Here is a 17,687-nt window from a genome sequence, read left to right on the forward strand (position 1 = left end):
AGCTGCCAAGTCCAGTTTCCCGGCGTTGACCGCAGCAGGACGCGGTCTCGGTCCAGCCCGTGTCAGAGGGCGTACTGTGCCCGCCACGCCAGTACGCCCGTGCCGACGGCGACCGCGACCAGCAGCACCGTCCACACTGTTCTCGGCAGGTGGGTCAGCGACCGGAGCTGGTCGAGATCGGAACGGCCGGAACGACTTCGGGCCGCCTCGACGATGGTGCGCAGGTTGCCCACGAGCAGCAGCCAGATCGCGGTGTAGGCGAAATGCAGTTGCAGGGTAGGGGATCCGTACCAGGCGACGGCGCCGACCGCGGCGCCGGACGCGAGCAGCACGAGGAAACCGAAGACGTTGCGGATGAACGGGACCATCGCCGCGATCAGCGCCACGGCGGCCCACAGCAGGAAGGTGAGCTGACCGGCCGCGATCAGTGCGGCCCCGGCGAGCCCGAGCAGTGACGGCGCCAGGTAGCCGGCCGCCGCCGTCGCCACCATTCCCGGTCCGCGCGGCTTGCCGTGCGACAGCGTCAGCCCGGAGGTGTCCGAGTGCAGCCGGATGCCGGTGAGCCGGCGTCCGGTCGCGACCGCCGCGATCGCGTGTCCCGCCTCGTGCGCCAGCGTCACCGCGTGCCGCGTCAGGTTCCACAGCGGACGCCACAGCACCAGCAGCGCCGCGAGTGCGAGGGGTAGGTATGCCGACCAGTTCGCCCAGTACGAGTTCACCGGTCCATGGTGCCAATGTCGTCCGAGGCGACGACCGTCGCGATGGTCTCGGGCGGTACCCGCGCCGGGACGACTCGGAGGAACCTCGGAGGTTCTCGGTCTTGCGGGTGGGCCGTCCGGTGGGTACCAATGACCTGCGGCCGGCGGGACATTGTTCGGTGAACCACCCGCCGGCGAGCAGCATCCCCGTAGAAGAAGGAGTTCAAGCATGGGTTCGTCCGACGACAATCTCGCCGCGATCAACTATTTCGCAGGTATCGGTGCCGTCGTGCTCGCGGTGATCGCGACGGGTACAGGGCTGATGTCGCAGTCGTGACACGTCCTGTGTGAACTGCGCCTGTCCTGGCAGCGCGTCCGCGTCACCGAGAATGTGATCAGGCCCACACCCGAATCGGGTGTGGGCCTTGTGGTGTCGACCACGCCGGTCCGATCGTCGCGCGGCGGCCAGGGGTATCGGAGATGCGACCGATCAGGTGCGGAGGGCGCGGACCAGGGCCAGCAGCTGGGCGCGCAGGGCGGTCACGTCGCCGACCGCGGCGGTGAGGGTGGTGTCCTCTCGTTCGAGTTCGATCAGTCGGCGGTAGGTCCGCAGGCCGGAGTCGGTGGCGGTGACGAGTTTGCGGCGTTCGTCGCGGGGATCCGGTTCGCGCGTGACGTGCCCGGCGCGTTCGAGTTTCTCGATGGTCCGGCTCATCGTCTGGTCGGTCACGCGGGCGGTGCGGGCGATCTCGCGTTGCGACGCGGGACCGTCGGCGACCGCGTGCAGGACGAACAGTCCGGCGTGGGTGAGGTCGTGGGCGCGCAGCACCGACTCCCACGACTGCTCGACCAGACGCGCCGCGGCGGACAGCAGCCGGCCGGTCGGCCACGCGTCGATGCCGTCGGGTCTCATCACGCACCTCGCTTCGCTCGACGCCACTTGCATTTGTTCAGCAGGCTGAGCAAACTGGTGCCGAATTCGGACACTACGGACGCCGACCCGTCGGCGGGTGGGGAAGACACGTGACCACGACCACCGGCAAGACGAAACGCCTGCGCTGGATTCTGCCAGCCGTGCTGATCCTCGCCTGGCTCGCACTCGCCGGTGCCGGTGGTCCGTTCGCGGGCAAGCTCACCGACGTCCAGTCCAACGACAACACCTCGTTCCTGCCCGCGTCCGCGGAGGCGACCGAGGTCGCCCGGCTGCAGGACGGATTCCAGGACACCACCTTCGTTCCGGCCATCGTGGTGGCCGAGCGGGATTCGGGCGTCACGCCGCAGGACTCGGCGTTCCTCGCCGACAGCGCGGCACCTCTCGCGGGTGCCGAAGGGTTCGGGCCGCAGTTCTCGCCGCCCATCCCGTCGGAGGACGGCCAGGCACTGCAGATGTTCGTCCCGGTCGACAGCACCGGTGAGGTCGCGGACAGCGTCACCGAGCTGCGCGACATCCTGGCGACCGCACCGGACGGGCTGTCCGTGCACGTGACCGGACCCGCGGGCACCGCAGCGGACCTCGGCTCGGCGTTCGCCGGCATCGACGGCATGCTGCTGCTCGTCGCCGGCGCGGTGGTGATGCTGATACTCGTCGTCGTCTACCGCAGTCCGATCCTGCCGTTCGTCGTCATCTTCTCCGCCCTGTTCGCCCTCGTCCTCGCCAGCCTGCTGGTGTACCTGCTCGCGGACGCCGGTGCCGTCACCCTCAACGGGCAGAGCCAGGGCATCCTGTTCATCCTCGTGTTCGGCGCGGCCACCGACTACGCGCTGCTGCTCGTCGCCCGGTTCCGCGAGGAACTGCGCGTGCACGACGACAGGTACCGCGCGATGCGCGCCGCGTGGCGGGCCACCCTCGAACCCGTGGCCGCGTCGGCGGGCACCGTGATCGCGGGTGTGCTGTGCCTGCTGCTGTCCGACCTCAACTCGAACCGGGGGCTCGGCCCGGTCGCGGCGATCGGCATCGCCGCCTCGTTCGTCGCGACGATGACGTTCCTGCCCGCGGCGCTGGTGCTGTGCGGGCGGGCGGCGTTCTGGCCGCGGCGTCCCGAGCGCACGGGTGAGGCGGAAAGCGATTCGCAGCACGGGTTCTGGGCGTCACTCGCGGCCCGGATCGGACGGCACCCGCGCCGCTTCTGGGTGACGTCGACCCTGGTGCTCGTGCTGTTCGCGCTGCTGCTGCCGCAGTTCCGGGCCAGCGGCGTCGCGCAGTCCGACACCTTCCTCTTCGAGGCGGACTCCGCCACGGGGCAGCAGGTGCTGACCGACCACTTCGACGCGGGCAGCGGGTCGCCGGCGGTGATCATCGCGAACGCAGAGTCGCTCGAGGCCGTCCGGTCGGCCGCGGAGGTCTCCGGTGTGGACGACGTGTCGGTGATCTCGTCCGGGGGCGCGCCCCTGGTCGTCGACGGGCGGGTCGCGATCGAGGCGACGCTGTCCGATCCCGCCGACTCGCTCGCCGCCGAGGACACCGTGGTGCGGCTGCGGGACTCCGTGCATGCGGTCGCCGGTGCCGACGCCCTGGTGGGCGGCCCCACCGCGACCGACCTCGACACCAGGACCACGGCGACGCACGACCGCAACCTGATCATCCCCGTCGTGAGCATGGTGGTCCTGGTGATCCTGTGCCTGCTGCTGCGGTCCCTGCTCGCGCCACTGCTGTTGATGGGCACGGTGATCCTGTCGTTCGCGGCGACACTCGGCGTCTCGTCGATCGTGTTCAACCACGTCCTCGGGTTCCCGGGCGCAGACCCCGTCGTCCCGCTGTTCGCGTTCGTCTTCCTGGTGGCGCTCGGCATCGACTACAACATCTTCCTGATGACCCGGGTCCGCGAGGAGGCGTCCCGAATCGGTACCCGCGCGGGCGTGCTGCGCGGTCTGACCGTCACGGGCGGCGTGATCACCTCCGCGGGTGTCGTTCTCGCGGCGACGTTCTCCGCGTTGGCGGTGATCCCGCTGATCTTCCTGGCGCAGATCGCGTTCATCGTCGCCTTCGGCGTGCTCCTGGACGCGCTGCTGGTGCGCTCGCTGCTGGTGCCCGCCCTCGTCCACGACATCGGTCCACGGGTCTGGTGGCCGAGTGCGCTGTCGCGCAGTGGTGCAGAAACGGAGGCCCCGACGTCCGAAAGTGCACCAGTGCGTCAGCCGTAGCCGGTGCCCCGGGACGACGCTCGCGCGGCGGCGATGTCGTCGGCATGTGCCACCACCCAGTCCGCGAGCGCGGACAGTGGTGTCAGCAGCGAGCGTCCGAGGGGGGTGAGGCTGTACTCGACGGCCGGAGGAACGCTGGGGAAGACCTCCCGGTGCACCAGCCCGTCGGCTTCGAGCCCGCGCAGTGTCCGGGTGAGCATTCGATGGCTGATCGCCTCGATCCCGCGACGAAGCTCGTTGAACCGGTGCGGCCGCTTGCCGAGCAGCACGACCACCAGGACCGACCACTTGTCACCGACGGTTCTCAGTACGTCGGTGACGGGACACTGCTCGTGTTCGGCGGCGGGGACCGGGCTCGGCAGCGGGAAGCTGACCATGGAAGGCACATCGATGTGCGTATCGGACATGAAAGTGCGTCCTTCCGCCGACCCACTCGACTACCGATGATTGCGGTACGTACCGATGGTAGCCACCGAGGAGGCGCGATGTCCGAACCCGCAGAACCCACCGGCCCGCACGGCGAGCGGCGGCGCATCGTCGTCAGCGGCGGCACGGACGGCATGGGCCGTGCGCTGGCTCTCGCGCGCGCTCGCAGGGGCGAGCACGTCGTCGTTCTCGGGAGCAGCGCGGACAAGGGACGTCGACTTCTCGCCGACGTCGACCGCATCGGCGCCACCGACCGAGTGGAGTTCGTTCGGGTCGACCTGTCCGACATCGGCGCCACCCGTGCAGTCGTCGATCACATCCTCGACCGCTACGACGTCGTCGACGCGCTGCTGCTGTTCGCGAACCGGCAGGCGCCTCGACGCGTGGTCACCGCCGACGGACTGGAGAGCACCTTCGCGCTCTACTACCTCAGTCGCTACATCCTCGGTCACGGTCTCGTGCCCGCCCTGCAGCGCAGCGCGGCCCCGGTGATCGTGAACGTCGCCGGTACCGGCATCGAGAAGGGCCGGATCCATTGGGAGGACCTGCAACTCGAGCACGACTACGGGATGGTCGCCGCGCAGCTCCAGGCCGGTCGAGCGAACGATCTGCTCGGTGTCGCGTTCGCCGCCCGGGCCGACCCGACGCCGATACCCTACGTCCTCTACCACCCCGGATTCACCCGGAGCGGCGACCTCAGCCCCCTGTCCCCGCCCCTTCGCTGGATGCTGCGGGCGGCGGCTCGTCTGCGCGCCAGACCGGTCGACGTGTCGGTCGCGCTGATCCACGACTTCATCGATCACCCGCCCGACGCACCGCTCACGGCGATCGACCGGGGCACCCACCTCCCGATGACCTTCGGCACGCTCGATCCGGCCGACGCGCAACGCCTCGCCGCCGTGACCGGAACGCTTCTGGAGTCGATCGCCCCGGCAGGGCGCGAGTAGCTAGTGTCCTGAGTCTGAAATGGTGGTTCAGTTGTTAGAGTTGCCCATGGCAACTCGGGGTCCACGTCCGACGGAGATTGTGCTCAGCGACGCTGAACGCGTCGAACTGGAGGGGTGGGCACGGCGGCGAACGACGGCAGCGGGACTGGCGTTGCGGTCCCGAATTGTCCTCGCAGCAGCCGAGGGCGGTTCCAATTCCGAACTGGCGCAGCGCCTTGGGGTGTCGCGCGGCACCGTACGGCGCTGGCGGGACCGCTTCGTCGAACTGCGTTGCGACGGCCTGCTCGACGAACCTCGTCCAGGGCGGCCGCGCACTATCGACGACGCCAAGATCAAAGACCTGATCACGGCAACGCTCGAGACGATGCCGAGGAACGCGACGCACTGGTCGACGCGGTCGATGGCCGAACACCTGGACCTGTCGCAGTCGACGGTGTCCCGGGTGTGGCGTGCGTTCGGATTGGCGCCGCACAAACAAGATTCGTGGAAACTGTCGAAGGACCCGTTGTTCACCGAGAAGGTCCGCGATGTCGTCGGCCTGTACCTGAACCCACCCGACCGTGCGCTGGTGCTGTGTGTGGACGAGAAGACCCAGATCCAGGCACTCGACCGCACCCAGCCGGTGTTCCCGATGCTTCCGGGCACCCCGGCGCGTGCCAGCCACGACTACGTCCGCAACGGCACCTCGAGTCTGTACGCGGCCCTCGACATCGCCAGCGGCAAAGTCATCGGCGCTCTGCATTCACGACACAGGGCGACGGAGTTCATCGCCTTCCTCCGCAAGATCGACACCGAGGTCCCCGACGACCTCGACGTGCACCTGGTGCTGGACAACGCCTCAACCCACAAGACGCCAGCGGTCAAGCGCTGGCTGCTCGCCCATCCACGGTTCACGGTCCACTTCACCCCGACCAGCTCGTCGTGGATGAATCTGGTCGAACGGTGGTTCGCGGAATTGACCACCAAGAAGCTCCAACGGTCTGCCCACCGCTCGGTTCGCCAGCTCAACCGGGACATCCGCGACTGGATCGAGACCTGGAACGACAACCCCCGCCCGTACGTCTGGGTGAAGACCGCCGACCAGATTCTCGACTCCATCGCCAGCTACTGCACCCGAATTAAAGACTCAGGACACTAGCGCTCGTCGATGCGAGCGAACGGGCGGGCCTGCTCGAGTTCGAACGCCAGCTCGAGCAGTGTCCGCTCGTCTCCGTGGGCGGCCGAGAAGTGCACGCCGAGTGGCAGACCCGATGCCGCGGTGTGCAGAGGCAGCGAGATCGCCGGACCGCCCGCGGCGTTGTTCGCCGGCGTGAACGCCGCGTAGTTGGTCAGCTTCTCGAACAGCTCGTCGAAAGGCTGTGTGGGAGAGAGGTATCCGATTTCGGGGATGGTGTGGCCGAGCACCGGGGACACGATGACGTCGAAGTCGGCGAACGTCCGCGCATAGGTGTGCGCAGTGCGCCGCAGCCGGTACAGCACGCCGGGTGTTCTCCCGACGTTGCGCCGGTACAGTGCGTCCAGGCCGCGGGTGAGGGCATCGGTCCGTGACCGGTCGAAATCCGGTGCCAGCATCCGCTTTCCGCCGGTACTGATCGCGAACGCCAGGAAGCCCCAGTACATGCCGAAGTCGTGGGCGAACTGCGACCCCACGGGCAGCGGGGCGTCCTCGACGTGGTGACCGAGCTCGGACAGCAGATCCGCCGTCGCGGTGACCGCGGCCCGGGTCTCGTCGTCGCTGCGCCGGCCGCCCACCGAGTCGAGGATGACCCCGATCCGCAGCCGCGTCGGGTTCGGTCCCGCCACCAGCCGCACCGGGGGCAGCGACGGATTCCGGCGGTGCGCCTCGGCGGTGGCGTAGTACCGCGCCGCGTCCCGCACCGAGCGGGTGAGGACACCCTGGGTGACCAGCCGAACCGGCATCGCCCGGTCGGTCGGGTCCGGAACCGTCCGTCCCCTGGTCGGTTTCAGCCCGACCAGCCCGCACGCCGCCGCCGGAATCCGGATCGACCCGCCCCCGTCGTTGCCGTGCGCGATCGGCACCACCCCGGACGCGACCAGGGCCGCGGCCCCTCCGGACGAGGCGCCCGGCGAGAACCCCGGATGCCACGGATTGTGCACCGGCTCACGATCCGCGTACTCGCAGGCCGGGCTGAACCCGAACTCCGGCAGCCGGCTCTTGCCGAGGGGCACCAGACCCGCCGACCGCAGCTGCGTCACCACGGGGCTGTCCGCCCGCGCGGGGCGTGGGGTGAACGCGGCACTGCCCTGCCCGGTGGGCAGACCGGCGACGTCGACGTTGTCCTTGACGAACGTGGGGACACCGGCGAACGGTCCGGGCGGCGGGGAGTCCGCGGAACGCAGCGCCCGCTCGAAGTCCGCGGTCTCGACGGCCGCCAGCGGAGCCATCGCCTCGGCGCGCGTGATCGCGGCCTCCACCGCCTCCCGCGCGGTGATCTCGCCCGACGCGATGCGCGCCGCGACACCGGTCGCGTCGAGCACACCGAGGGCATCGTCGTCGAACGCGTGGACTGACATGGTTCTTGCGGACATCGACGTGGACCTCGGGTGGACGCGACGGGACGTTACGGCTACCACGACTCTAGAGCGGATCGACCTCGCTGACACCGGACTCCGACAACTCGAGCCACCAGGTGATGCCGATCTCGCGCAGGAACGGCAGGTCGTGGCTGACGACGAGCACCGCGCCGCGGAACTGCGTCAGCGCCTCGGTGAGGTGCCGCAGGCTCGGCAGGTCCAGGTTGTTCGTCGGCTCGTCGAGGAGCAGCAGCCGCGGGGGCGGCTCGGCGAGGAGGATCGTCGCCAGCGCCGCCCGCAGGCGTTCGCCGCCCGACAGCGTGGACGCGGGCACGTCGGCGTCGCGTCCGCGGAACAGGAAGCGGGCGAGGCGGCCGCGGATCTGTTCGTCGGTGGCGTGCGGGGCCGCGTCCGCGACGTTCTGCGCGAGAGTGCGGGCCTCGTCGAAGACGTCGAGGCGTTGCGGCAGCACCCGCCACGGCACCGCGGGTCCGGCGCCGGTCACCGCCCGCAGCAGCGTCGTCTTCCCGACCCCGTTGCGGCCCACCACCGCTATCCGTTCCGGACCGGTGACGTTCAGCGTCACGTGCTGACCGGTGGGCAGCTCGGTGTCGAGGTCGAACACCCGCTGTCCGGGGTGAACGACGCTGTCGGGCAGGTCGATCCGGATCTCCTTGTCCTCGCGCAGCGCGTCCTGCGCCTCGGTCAGGGTGCGGCGGGCGTCGTCGAGCTTGTCCTGGTGGTTGCCGCGCAGCTTGCCCGCCGACACCTGCGCCTGCCGTTTGCGTTCGCCCGCGAGGATCGGCGGCAGGCTCGACTCCATCTTCCGGCCGTACCGCTGCCGCCGGTCGATCTTCGTCTGTGCCTCGATCAGCTCGCGGCCCTGCCTGCGCACGTCCGCGCGCGCGTCCCGGACCGCCGCCCGCGCCGCCTCCTGTTCCGTCTCCACGATTTCCTGGTAGTGCGTGAAATCGCCACCGAAGAAACGCAGTTCGCCGTCCCGCAGTTCGGCGATCGTGCCCATCCGGTCGAGCAGGTCGCGGTCGTGACTGACCACCACCACGATGCCGGGGAACTGGTCGACCGCCGCGTACAGGCGCTGCTTCGCGTGCAGGTCGAGGTTGTTGGTCGGCTCGTCGAGAAGCAGCACGTCCGGTTCGGCGAGCAACGCCGCGGTCAGACCGAGCAGCATCGTCTCGCCACCGGAGAGCGTGCCGACGGTGCGGTCCAAGGCTTCCGGGTTCGGTGCGATGTGCGCGAGGCCGAGGCGGTCCAGCGTCGCGACGGCGCGCTCCTCGACATCCCAGGCGTTGCCGACGGCCGTGTAGTCGTCGTCGGTACCGTCACCGGACTCGATGCGGTGCAGTGTTTTTCGCTGAGCATCGATGCCGAGCACCGCGTCGACGGCGCGCGTGGAGTCGAGAGTGAGATCCTGGCGCAGGTACGCGAGATCGCCGCCGATCGTGATCGAACCGCGGTCGGGGGAAAGACGGCCGGCGATCAGACGCAGCAGCGTGGACTTGCCTGCGCCGTTGCGTCCGACCAGGCCGGTGCGGCCGGGCGGGAAGACGGCGTCGACGCCGTCGAACGCCGATTCGCCGTCGGGCCAGCAGAACGAGAGGTCGGACAGGACGAGAGAGGGCACGGATGCTCCTTCGGGGTGGCTGCGGAGCGCACGCGAGTACCGCGGCGCGCGGGCACTACCTCCGAATGAGCAATGGTCGTCCGATCGTCGACAACAGGGACGCCGACCAGATTAGGCGCAGTCGTGACGCCGGGCAAGGGAATTTGTCCGACGTCACGCCCAGGGAGTGTCTCCCAATCCCCGTTTCGGCGCCCCCGAGAGGGATCAGGAGACAGTCCCTACAGTTGCGGGCCCTCGGTGCGCAGGTCGTCGACCTTGCGCATCGCCTCCCGCAGCTCGGTGAGCCACTGATCGGCGTGCTGGCCCGCGAGCCGGACCGTCCACGCCAGAGCGTCGGCGCGCGACCGCGCCACGCCGGCGTCGACGAGCGTGTCGAGGACCTTGCGCTCCGGCTGACGCAGACGCGTCATCACCGGTACAGCCAGATGCGTGAACAGGACGTGGTGCTCGCCGACCGTGACGCCCCACGCCACCTTGCGGCCGTAGCGGGCCTCCGCCTCGTCGGCAATCTGCATCCGCTGCGACCGCGTGGACTCGCGGAACCGCGACACCCGACCCTCCACGGCGGCGGGCGTGGCCTCCTCGGGTGGCGCGAGCTCGCCGGTGACGACGATCTCCTCGCGGTCGACCTCGATGGTCGGGGCGGTGGTGAACCAGTCGTCGGGCAGGCGTCCGGAGAACCACTCGGCGACGTCGCGCGTGTCGGGTGCCTGGGCCTGCTGCCAGCCGCCGCTGCGGCCGAACCGTCGGTTCGATGCGTATCCCATTGCTCTCACCTCAGTCGTTGCAATGATTACTTGATTACAATGCTACGCCAGGTGCGGGCCGTTCGTGCACGGTCGCGGGGTCCCGGGACCCCGCGAACCGCGCACGAACGGCGGAGCCGCCTAGGGTCGGGGGATGCGCATGAGACTGGGTGTCGCGGTGATCGCGGTGTCGGCCCTCGCGGTCGGGGGCGTCGCCTGCAGCAGTGGACCGACGGAGACGGAGACGGCGGCGCAGCAGTTCGCCGACGCACTGACCCGACGCGACGCCCAGGCGGCCGCCGCCCTCACCACCGATCCCGCCGCCGCGGCCGACGCGATCCGCCGGATGTTCGACGGACTGAACCCGACGGACGCCCAGTTCACCGTCGAGACCACCGACAGCGACGCGGGCACCTTCACCCTCGCCGCCGACTGGACCTTCGGTACAGCGCCCACACCCTCCGCGACCGCGGACCCGTCGAGCACTCCGACGCCGACCCCGACGACGGCCGCGGCCGCGCCGCAGGACTGGACCTACACCACCACCGGTGGCGGGCAGACCGTCGCCGACGGCGGTGCGATCCCGTGGGATCCGGCGCTGCTGGCGCCCGGGCTCACCGCCGACACCAGCCTGCGGTACACCACGCTGTCCGGCGGATCCCCGGAGGTGCTCGCCGCCAACGGAACACCCCTGATGACCGAGCAGACCGTCACCCTCGTCACCCTCGACCCGGCGACCGTCGGCGACCCCGCCGCCGCCACCGCTGCACTCGCGCCCCTGCTCGCGCCGCTCGCCCCCACCATCACCGCGTCCTCGCTCGGCGCGGAACTCGCCGCCGCACAGGGCCGCCCGGTCACCGTCATCACCCTCCGCGACGCGGACCTCGCGCCGATCGAGGCGCAGCTGACCGCGACACCCGGCCTCACCCTGGTCAAGCAGACCCGGCTGCTGACCGTCGACAAGGCGGTGCAGTCACCCGCGCTCGAGGGCCTGCGAACACTGTGGGAGCAGGGACAGGCCGAGACCGCGGGCTGGGCGGTGCAACTCGTACACCCCGACGGGACGGCCGACCAGCTCGCCGGCCGGGACGGCGCCACGGCCCCCGACATCGCGACCACCCTCGACCCGGCGGTGCAGGCCGCCGCGCAGGACGCGCTCGCCACCCTGCCGCAGCAGGCCGCCATCGTCGCGATCAGGCCGTCCACCGGCGGCGTGCTCGCGGTCGCGCAGAACTCCGCCGCCAGCGCGCAGGGACCGATCGCGCTGACAGGCCTCTACCCGCCCGGCTCGACGTTCAAGACCGTGACCACCTCGGCGGCGCTGCAGGAGGGCTCGGTCGCCGCCGACACCGTGCTGCCGTGCCCGGGCAGAGCGAACATCGAGGGCCGCACGATCCCCAACGACGACAACTTCGACCTCGGGTCGGTGCCGCTGCACACCGCGTTCGCGCGGTCGTGCAACACGACGATGGGGCAACTGGCGGTGTCCATGGCGCCGATGGCGCTGCACGACGCCGCGCAGCAGTTCGGTCTCGGTGTCGACTACGTGACGCCCGGCCTGACCACCGTCACCGGCAGCGTCCCACCGGCCGACACCGCCGCCGAACGCGTCGAATCCGCCATCGGACAGGGCCAGGTCACCGCATCCCCGTTCGGGATGGCGCTCGTCGCCGCGTCCATCGCCCGCGGGTCGACACCCGCACCGGCCCTCGTCGCCGGGCAGCCGGGCGTCGGCGACTCGACCCCGACCCCGGCGCCCGCCGCCGTCACCGACGCCCTGAAGGCGATGATGCGGGAGACCGTGACCGGCGGCACCGCGACACAACTCGCCGACATCGCCGACCTGCGGGGCAAGACCGGCACCGCCGAGGTTGCCGGGCAGCCCGCACACGGCTGGTTCGTCGGTATCGAAGGCGACCTCGCGTTCGCCGTGTTCGTCGCCGGAGCCGACAGCTCGGCGCCCGCCGTCGACGCCGCCGGCCGCTTCCTGCGACCGATCCTGCCGAGGTGAACCCGCTCGACTACCTCCTGCTCGTCGCCGCCGGATTCGGAGCCGGTCTGGTCGGATTCGTCACCGGGCTCGCGTCGATCGTGTCGTATCCCGCGCTGCTCGCCGTCGGGCTGACGCCGATCGCGGCGAACGTCACCAACACCGTCGCGCTCGTCGCGGTCGGGATCGGTGCAACGGCGAACTCGCTGCGGGACCTGACCGAGATGGGCCCGCGGCTGTGGCGGTGGGCGGCGGTCTGCGCGGTCGGCGGACTGGTCGGGGCGCTGCTGCTGCTGTGGGCGCCCGAGGGGTCGTTCGAAGCCGTCGTGCCGTACCTCGTGGTGATGGCGTCGATCGCGCTGCTGGCACAGCCACGGGTTCGGAAATTGGCCGGCAGCAGGAAGTTCCCCGTCCTGTTCCCGGTGGGGCTCGGAGTCGTCGCCGTCTACGGCGGCTACTTCGGGGCGGGTGCCGGGGTCATCTTCCTGGCGCTGACGCTGATCTGCACCGCGATGTCCGTGTGGCAGGCGACGATCCTCAAGAGCTTCCTGCTCGGCGTCGCCAACCTCGTCGCCGCGTTGATCTTCGCCGGATCCGGCGAGGTGAATTGGGGCGCGGCCGCGGCCATGGCACTCGGATGCCTGCTCGGAGGCTGGTGCGGTCCACCCGTCGTGAAGGTGATTCCCCCCGCCGTGCTGCGGGTCGCGGTGGCGCTGGCCGGGTTCGGGCTCGCCGGATGGCTCGCGCTGCGCTGACTCAGGTTCGCCGGGGCTCACGCTGCGCTGACTCAGGCCTGCCGGGCCCGTTCGGCGGCCGCCTCGGCGCGGTCCCGGCGCTGACACCGGTAGATCGACGCATCCCGGCTGCGCACGATCAGGTATGCGGCTGCGACCGCGATCATTCCGCCGGGCAGCACCGCCCAGCCGCCGGTCATCTCCGCGACCATCACCATGATCGCCAACGGCGCCCGCGCCGCGCTGCCGAAACACGACATCATCCCGACCACCACGAACGGGGCCGGGCTGTCCGGGATCGACGACACCAGCGGTTCGAGAATCCGCCACACCGCGGCCCCGACGAACCCGCCGATCACCATGCCGGGACCGAATATTCCGCCGGAACCACCGGTTCCGATCGACAGCGACGTCGCAACGATCTTGAGCAACGGCAGGGTCAGCACGATCCACAGCGGCAGCGCGAGCAACGACTCCCGGTCGAGGGCCTCCTGCACCCAGCCGTACCCGCTGCCGAGCACCTGTGGCACCGCCAACGCGAGCAGTCCGACGAGCAGGCCGCCGATCGTCGGTGTGACGATCCGGCCGCCCGGGAGCTGCGTGCTCACCGCGGCCGTTCCGTAGAAGATCCGGATGTAGAGCAGACCCACCACTCCGCCGAGCACCCCGATCACCAGGAACCACACCAGGTGCGTGGCGTCGTCGAATCGGTAGTCGCGCAACGCGAACCCGAACAGCGGCTCGTAGCCGAGGAACGATCCGAACACCCCGTACGCCGTGATCGACGCGATCAGCCCCGGGATCAGCGCCCGAAATTCGAAGTCCTCCCGATACGCGACCGTCGCGGACAGCACCGCACCGCCCAGCGGGGCGCCGAAGATGGCCCCGATACCCGACCCGATTCCGATCGCGACCGCGATCCGGCCCATGCCGTCGGGCAGATTCAGCCAACGCGTGAGCAGCGAGCCGAACCCGGCGGAGATCTGGGCGGTGGGCCCCTCTCGTCCCGCGGAGCCGCCGGAGCCGATCGTCAAGGCGCTGGACAGCATCTTCACCACCACGGCCCGGACCCGGATCGATCGCGGATCGCGGTGGTACGCCTCGATCGCGGCGTCCGTTCCGTGGCCCTGGGCCTCGGGTGCGAAGCGGGCGACCAGCGTCGCCGACAGCAGGGCACCGCCGGCGACGACGAGCGGAATCGCCCACCAGCGGGCGAACCCGTCGGAACCCGATCCGCCGCCGTCCCCGCTCGCCAGTGGCGGCGTGTAGCCGCCCACCCCTTCGAGCAGCAGCCGGCCCGTCCACTGCAGAAGGACCAGGAACACCACCGCGCCCAGGCCGGCGATCACCCCGATCGCGATCCCCAGGACCAGCCAGGTTCGGGTGTAGCCGGTGAGCCACAGCCCGATTCGCGCCCCTACCGGCCGCTTCATTCGCTGGGCCCGGTCAGTGGACACCGCGCATCATCCGGCTGATCCACGGCGACAGCAGCACCATCACCACCCCGACCGCGATCGATCCGAGACCGATCCACAGGAAGTAGGGGGCCTGGTCGTCGGTGTCGTAGTACTTCGCGAGCGTCCCCGCCATCGAGCTGCCCAGCGCCACCGACAGGAAGAACAGCGCCACCATCTGGGTGTGGAACGCCTTGGGCGCCAGCTTCGTCGACAGCGAGAGCCCGACCGGCGACAGGAAGAGTTCCGCGAACGTGAACAGCAGCAGGATGAACACCAGGGCAAGCAACGGGGTGCCGTTCGTCTGCCCGTCGGAGAACGGCAGGAACATCAGGAAGGCCAGACCCATGATCGTGGTGCCCGCCGCGAACTTCAGCGGCGACGACGGCTGCCGCGGGCCGAGTTTCGTCCACATCGCGGCGAACACCCCTGCGAAGACGATGATGAACACCGGGTTGATCGACTGCACCCAGGACGCGGGGAAGTCCCAGCCGAAGAGGTTGCGGTCGAGGAATTTGTCGGAGTAGATCGCGACCACGGTGAACTGCTGCTGGAACAGCGACCAGAACGCGGCGCTCGCCAGGAACATCGGGATGAACGCGACCACCCGGCTGCGCTCGGTGCTGGTGATCTGCCTGCTGGACAGAATGATCGCGAAGTAGCCGACGGCCGCGGCGACCGTCAGCGCGACCACCACGTCGGACAGGTTGTCGGTGGTGATCACACCGGCCACACACAGCACGACCAGCACGACGACGGCAGCGATCGCCCCCGCCACGTACTTCCACAGCACCGAACCCGGCAGCGGATTCGCCGGCGCCGAGCCGATGTCGCCGAGGCGCTTGCGGCCCAACGTGTACTGGGTCAGCCCGAGCGCCATGCCGATCGCGGCCAGCGCGAAACCGACGTGGAAACCCCAGTTGTCCTGCGCCCACCCGGTCAGCAGCGGCCCGAGGAAGGCACCGATGTTGATGCCCATGTAGTAGATCGAGAATCCGGCGTCGCGCCGCTCGTCGCCCTCGGCGTACAGGTCACCGACCAGCGAGGTGGCATTCGCCTTCAGGCCGCCACTGCCGACCGCGATGAGGATCAGGCCGACCCCGACCCCGGGGAGTCCGGGGATGACCGCCAACGCGATGTGCCCGAGCATCACGAGCACCGCGCTGTAGAACAGCGTCCGCTCGGAGCCGAGGATCCGGTCCGCGATCCAGGCGCCGAGAATCGTCGACAGGTAGACGGTGCCGCCGTAGGCACCGACGATGGAGACGGCCGACGCCTCGGAGATGCCGAGACCGCCCTCGGCGGCCGAGTAGTAGAGGTAGTAGATCAGGATGCCCTGCATCCCGTAGAAGGAGAAGCGCTCCCACAGTTCGACCGAGAACAGATTGGCCAGCGCGAAGGGCTGGCCGAAGAACCCGTGTTCGGACTTGGGGTCCCGGGGTGGCGACGCGAGCTCGCTCATTCGAAAACTGTCCCACGCAGTGGACGGCCCCGCGCGGCGTGATGCGAAGGCGTTACCGCCCGGCGGAGCGCTGGGTGATCAGCCCGTACAGAGCGCGCCAGCCGAGCAGGAACACGGCCAGGACCGTCGCGGCGACGAGGATGAAGCTGAAGGCGGTGCCCTGCCCGGACACCACGCGCAGCAGCATGCCGCCGACCAGCGTGCACAGCCAGATCACGATCCCCGCGGGGACCACCGACGCGGGTACCGACTTGTCGCGGTACAGCGCCTGGTTCGCCAGCCAGCCGAGGGCGAGGCCGCCGAGGAACGGCCACGCCGTGGTCAGCAGACCGGTCAGGGCGTTGGCTTCGTCGTGGCTGCGGCGTCCGATCGCGCAGAACACGACCACCAGAACGATGTCGACGAGCAGGACCGGCAGCACCTTCTTCACGGCGTCCAGCCTAGGCGGTGCCCCCGGCGCGTCCGCCGAACGGGAGTCTTCGTGGGCCGATTCGCGGACGGTGGTCCGGCCGGGCGGTGATACTGCGACGGGACACCGGGAGGCGCGATGACGCGGTGGGACGACGAGTGCGACGTGCTGGTGGCGGGGTCGGGGGCGGGCGGGATGACCGGCGCGTACACCGCGGCTCGGGAGGGAATGGAGGTGACGCTCGTCGAGGCCACGGACCGGTTCGGCGGGACCACCGCGTACTCCGGCGGCGGGGGCATGTGGTTCCCGTGCAACGCGGTGCTGAGGCGGGCCGGGGACGACGACACGGTCGAGGACGCGCTCACCTACTTTCGGTCCGTCGTCGGTGACGGCAGCCCCGCCGAACTGCAGGAGACGTTAGTGGTGGGGGCGGTGGTGTCCCGGGACGGAGAACGGCGGGCGATCCGGGCGCGTCGTGGAGTCCTGTTGGCGGCGGGCGGTTTCGAGCGCAACCAGGACATGCGCGACGAGTACGGCGTTCCCGGGGTGGCGGGACACGATGGGGCCGTGGGGCAACGTCGACAAGGCGCACCGGGCGGGCATCGACGTCGGCGGCGCGACCCGCCTGATGGACCAGGCGTGGTGGTCGCCGGGTCTGACGCACCCGAACGGCCGGTCCGCGTTCGCATTGTGGTTCACCGGCGGAATCTTCGTCGACTCGGCGGGGGAGCGGTTCGTCAACGAGTCGGCGCCCTACGACCGCCTGGGCCGCGACGTCATCGCGCACCTCGACGACGGCGGCGGCGCGGCGTTGCCGTTCTGGATGATCTACGACGACCGTGAGGGCGTCGTGCCGCCGGTCAAGGCGCCGAACGTGCCGCTCGCGGCGACCGACGAGTACGTCGCGGCCGGGTTGTGGCGCACGGCGGACACGCTAGAGGAGCTGGCCGAGCAGATCGCGGTGCCCGGTGACGCGCTGGCGCGGACGGTCCGGCGGTTCAACGCGTTCGCCGCGTCCGGCGTCGACGAGGACTTCGGGCGCGGCGACGAACCGTACGACCGGTCGTTCTCCGGTGGCCGGTCGCCGCTGGTCCCGATCGAGAAGGGACCGTTCCACGCCGCCGCGTTCGGGATCTCCGACCTGGGCACCAAGGGCGGGCTCGTCACCGACACCTCGGCGCGCGTGCTGCGCGGTGACGGCACGGTCGTCGAGGGCCTGTACGCCGCGGGCAACACGATGGCGCCGGTGAGCGGAACCGTCTACCCGGGCGGCGGCAACCCGATCGGGGCGAGCATGGTGTTCGGTCACATCGCGGCGCTGGACATGTCGGCGAGGGGCTGAAAGGCGAACGCGCCCACCACGGCTCGGAGGGGAGAGCCGGGGTGGGCGCGCGATCGGGGGAGGTCAGGCCTGGAGGCCGGCCTCGATCTCGAGGGTGATGGTGATCTTGTCGCCGACGACGGCGCCGCCGCCTTCGAGGGGCATGTCGATGGAGATGT

At 70.2% G+C, this 17,687-nt stretch carries 14 protein-coding genes and 1 pseudogene; 6 read left to right on the forward strand and 9 right to left on the reverse strand.

Annotated features, from left to right (window positions below; all coding sequences use genetic code 11):
• Window positions 1-62 precede the first annotated feature (62 nt).
• Together ACFYVR_RS09330 and ACFYVR_RS09335 are read right to left on the reverse strand one after the other, a co-directional pair.
• Window positions 63-719: a M50 family metallopeptidase gene (locus tag ACFYVR_RS09330; RefSeq protein WP_387471967.1), complete on the reverse strand. Its 657-nt coding sequence runs from the start codon at window positions 717-719 to the stop codon at window positions 63-65.
• A 469-nt stretch (window positions 720-1,188) separates the two neighbouring features.
• A complete protein-coding gene (locus ACFYVR_RS09335; protein ID WP_387471969.1) occupies window positions 1,189-1,611 on the reverse strand; it encodes a MarR family winged helix-turn-helix transcriptional regulator in 423 nt (140 codons plus the stop codon).
• 110 nt (window positions 1,612-1,721) lie between these two features.
• Between ACFYVR_RS09335 and ACFYVR_RS09340 the strand changes: the two genes are divergently transcribed.
• The gene (locus ACFYVR_RS09340) at window positions 1,722-3,839 is read left to right on the forward strand and encodes an MMPL family transporter (protein ID WP_387471972.1); all 2,118 of its coding nucleotides are present in this window, start codon (window positions 1,722-1,724) and stop codon (window positions 3,837-3,839) included.
• Here ACFYVR_RS09340 and ACFYVR_RS09345 read toward each other — a convergent pair.
• The gene (locus ACFYVR_RS09345; protein WP_387471975.1) at window positions 3,830-4,246 is read right to left on the reverse strand and encodes a winged helix-turn-helix transcriptional regulator; all 417 of its coding nucleotides are present in this window, start codon (window positions 4,244-4,246) and stop codon (window positions 3,830-3,832) included. The two genes, ACFYVR_RS09340 and ACFYVR_RS09345, sit on opposite strands and share 10 nt — an antisense overlap.
• Window positions 4,247-4,324: 78 nt before the next feature.
• Here ACFYVR_RS09345 and ACFYVR_RS09350 point away from each other — a divergent pair, with 78 nt between their 5' ends.
• Both ACFYVR_RS09350 and ACFYVR_RS09355 read left to right on the forward strand, forming a co-directional pair.
• A complete protein-coding gene (locus tag ACFYVR_RS09350; RefSeq protein ID WP_387471977.1) occupies window positions 4,325-5,212 on the forward strand; it encodes an SDR family NAD(P)-dependent oxidoreductase in 888 nt (295 codons plus the stop codon).
• A 46-nt stretch (window positions 5,213-5,258) separates the two neighbouring features.
• Window positions 5,259-6,350, forward strand: a complete 1,092-nt coding sequence (locus ACFYVR_RS09355; RefSeq protein WP_387471980.1) for an IS630 family transposase — start codon at window positions 5,259-5,261, stop codon at window positions 6,348-6,350.
• On the opposite strand, the gene ACFYVR_RS09360 is transcribed toward ACFYVR_RS09355, so the two are convergent.
• From ACFYVR_RS09360 to ACFYVR_RS09370, 3 genes are all read right to left on the reverse strand, one after another.
• Complete coding sequence (locus ACFYVR_RS09360) at window positions 6,347-7,762, reverse strand: amidase (RefSeq protein WP_387471982.1); 1,416 nt, start codon at window positions 7,760-7,762, stop codon at window positions 6,347-6,349. The genes ACFYVR_RS09355 and ACFYVR_RS09360 overlap by 4 nt on opposite strands.
• A 49-nt stretch (window positions 7,763-7,811) precedes the next feature.
• Window positions 7,812-9,392 carry an ABC-F family ATP-binding cassette domain-containing protein gene (locus ACFYVR_RS09365; protein WP_387471984.1) on the reverse strand — a complete coding sequence of 527 codons (1,581 nt, stop codon included), beginning with the start codon at window positions 9,390-9,392 and terminating at the stop codon, window positions 7,812-7,814.
• Window positions 9,393-9,610: 218 nt separating this feature from the next.
• On the reverse strand, window positions 9,611-10,159 hold the full coding sequence (locus ACFYVR_RS09370; protein ID WP_387471987.1) for a hypothetical protein: 549 nt from the start codon (window positions 10,157-10,159) through the stop codon (window positions 9,611-9,613).
• A gap of 139 nt (window positions 10,160-10,298) precedes the next feature.
• Between ACFYVR_RS09370 and ACFYVR_RS09375 the strand changes: the two genes are divergently transcribed.
• Both ACFYVR_RS09375 and ACFYVR_RS09380 read left to right on the forward strand, forming a co-directional pair.
• Window positions 10,299-12,149: a penicillin-binding transpeptidase domain-containing protein gene (locus ACFYVR_RS09375; RefSeq protein WP_387472043.1), complete on the forward strand. Its 1,851-nt coding sequence runs from the start codon at window positions 10,299-10,301 to the stop codon at window positions 12,147-12,149.
• Window positions 12,146-12,883 carry a sulfite exporter TauE/SafE family protein gene (locus ACFYVR_RS09380; RefSeq protein WP_387471989.1) on the forward strand — a complete coding sequence of 246 codons (738 nt, stop codon included), beginning with the start codon at window positions 12,146-12,148 and terminating at the stop codon, window positions 12,881-12,883. The genes ACFYVR_RS09375 and ACFYVR_RS09380 overlap by 4 nt, the downstream gene beginning before the upstream one ends.
• Window positions 12,884-12,915: 32 nt before the next feature.
• Here ACFYVR_RS09380 and ACFYVR_RS09385 read toward each other — a convergent pair whose 3' ends face one another.
• From ACFYVR_RS09385 to ACFYVR_RS09395, 3 genes are read right to left on the reverse strand one after another with little or no spacing between them, the layout of a single operon-like run.
• Window positions 12,916-14,295 (reverse strand): chloride channel protein, encoded by a 1,380-nt coding sequence (locus tag ACFYVR_RS09385; RefSeq protein ID WP_387471991.1) that lies wholly within the window; start codon window positions 14,293-14,295, stop codon window positions 12,916-12,918.
• A gap of 13 nt (window positions 14,296-14,308) precedes the next feature.
• A complete protein-coding gene (locus tag ACFYVR_RS09390; RefSeq protein WP_387471994.1) occupies window positions 14,309-15,778 on the reverse strand; it encodes a peptide MFS transporter in 1,470 nt (489 codons plus the stop codon).
• 52 nt (window positions 15,779-15,830) lie between these two features.
• Entirely contained in the window at window positions 15,831-16,208 is a 378-nt protein-coding gene (locus ACFYVR_RS09395) for a DUF3054 domain-containing protein (protein WP_387471996.1), read from the reverse strand.
• A gap of 117 nt (window positions 16,209-16,325) precedes the next feature.
• On the opposite strand from ACFYVR_RS09395, the pseudogene ACFYVR_RS09400 reads away from it, so the two are divergent.
• Window positions 16,326-17,529: pseudogene (locus ACFYVR_RS09400) on the forward strand (FAD-binding protein).
• The last annotated feature ends 158 nt before the right edge of the window (window positions 17,530-17,687 follow it).

It is taken from the genome of Rhodococcus sp. NPDC003318 (genome assembly GCF_042879035.1).
Lineage (GTDB): Bacteria > Actinomycetota > Actinomycetes > Mycobacteriales > Mycobacteriaceae > Rhodococcus_G.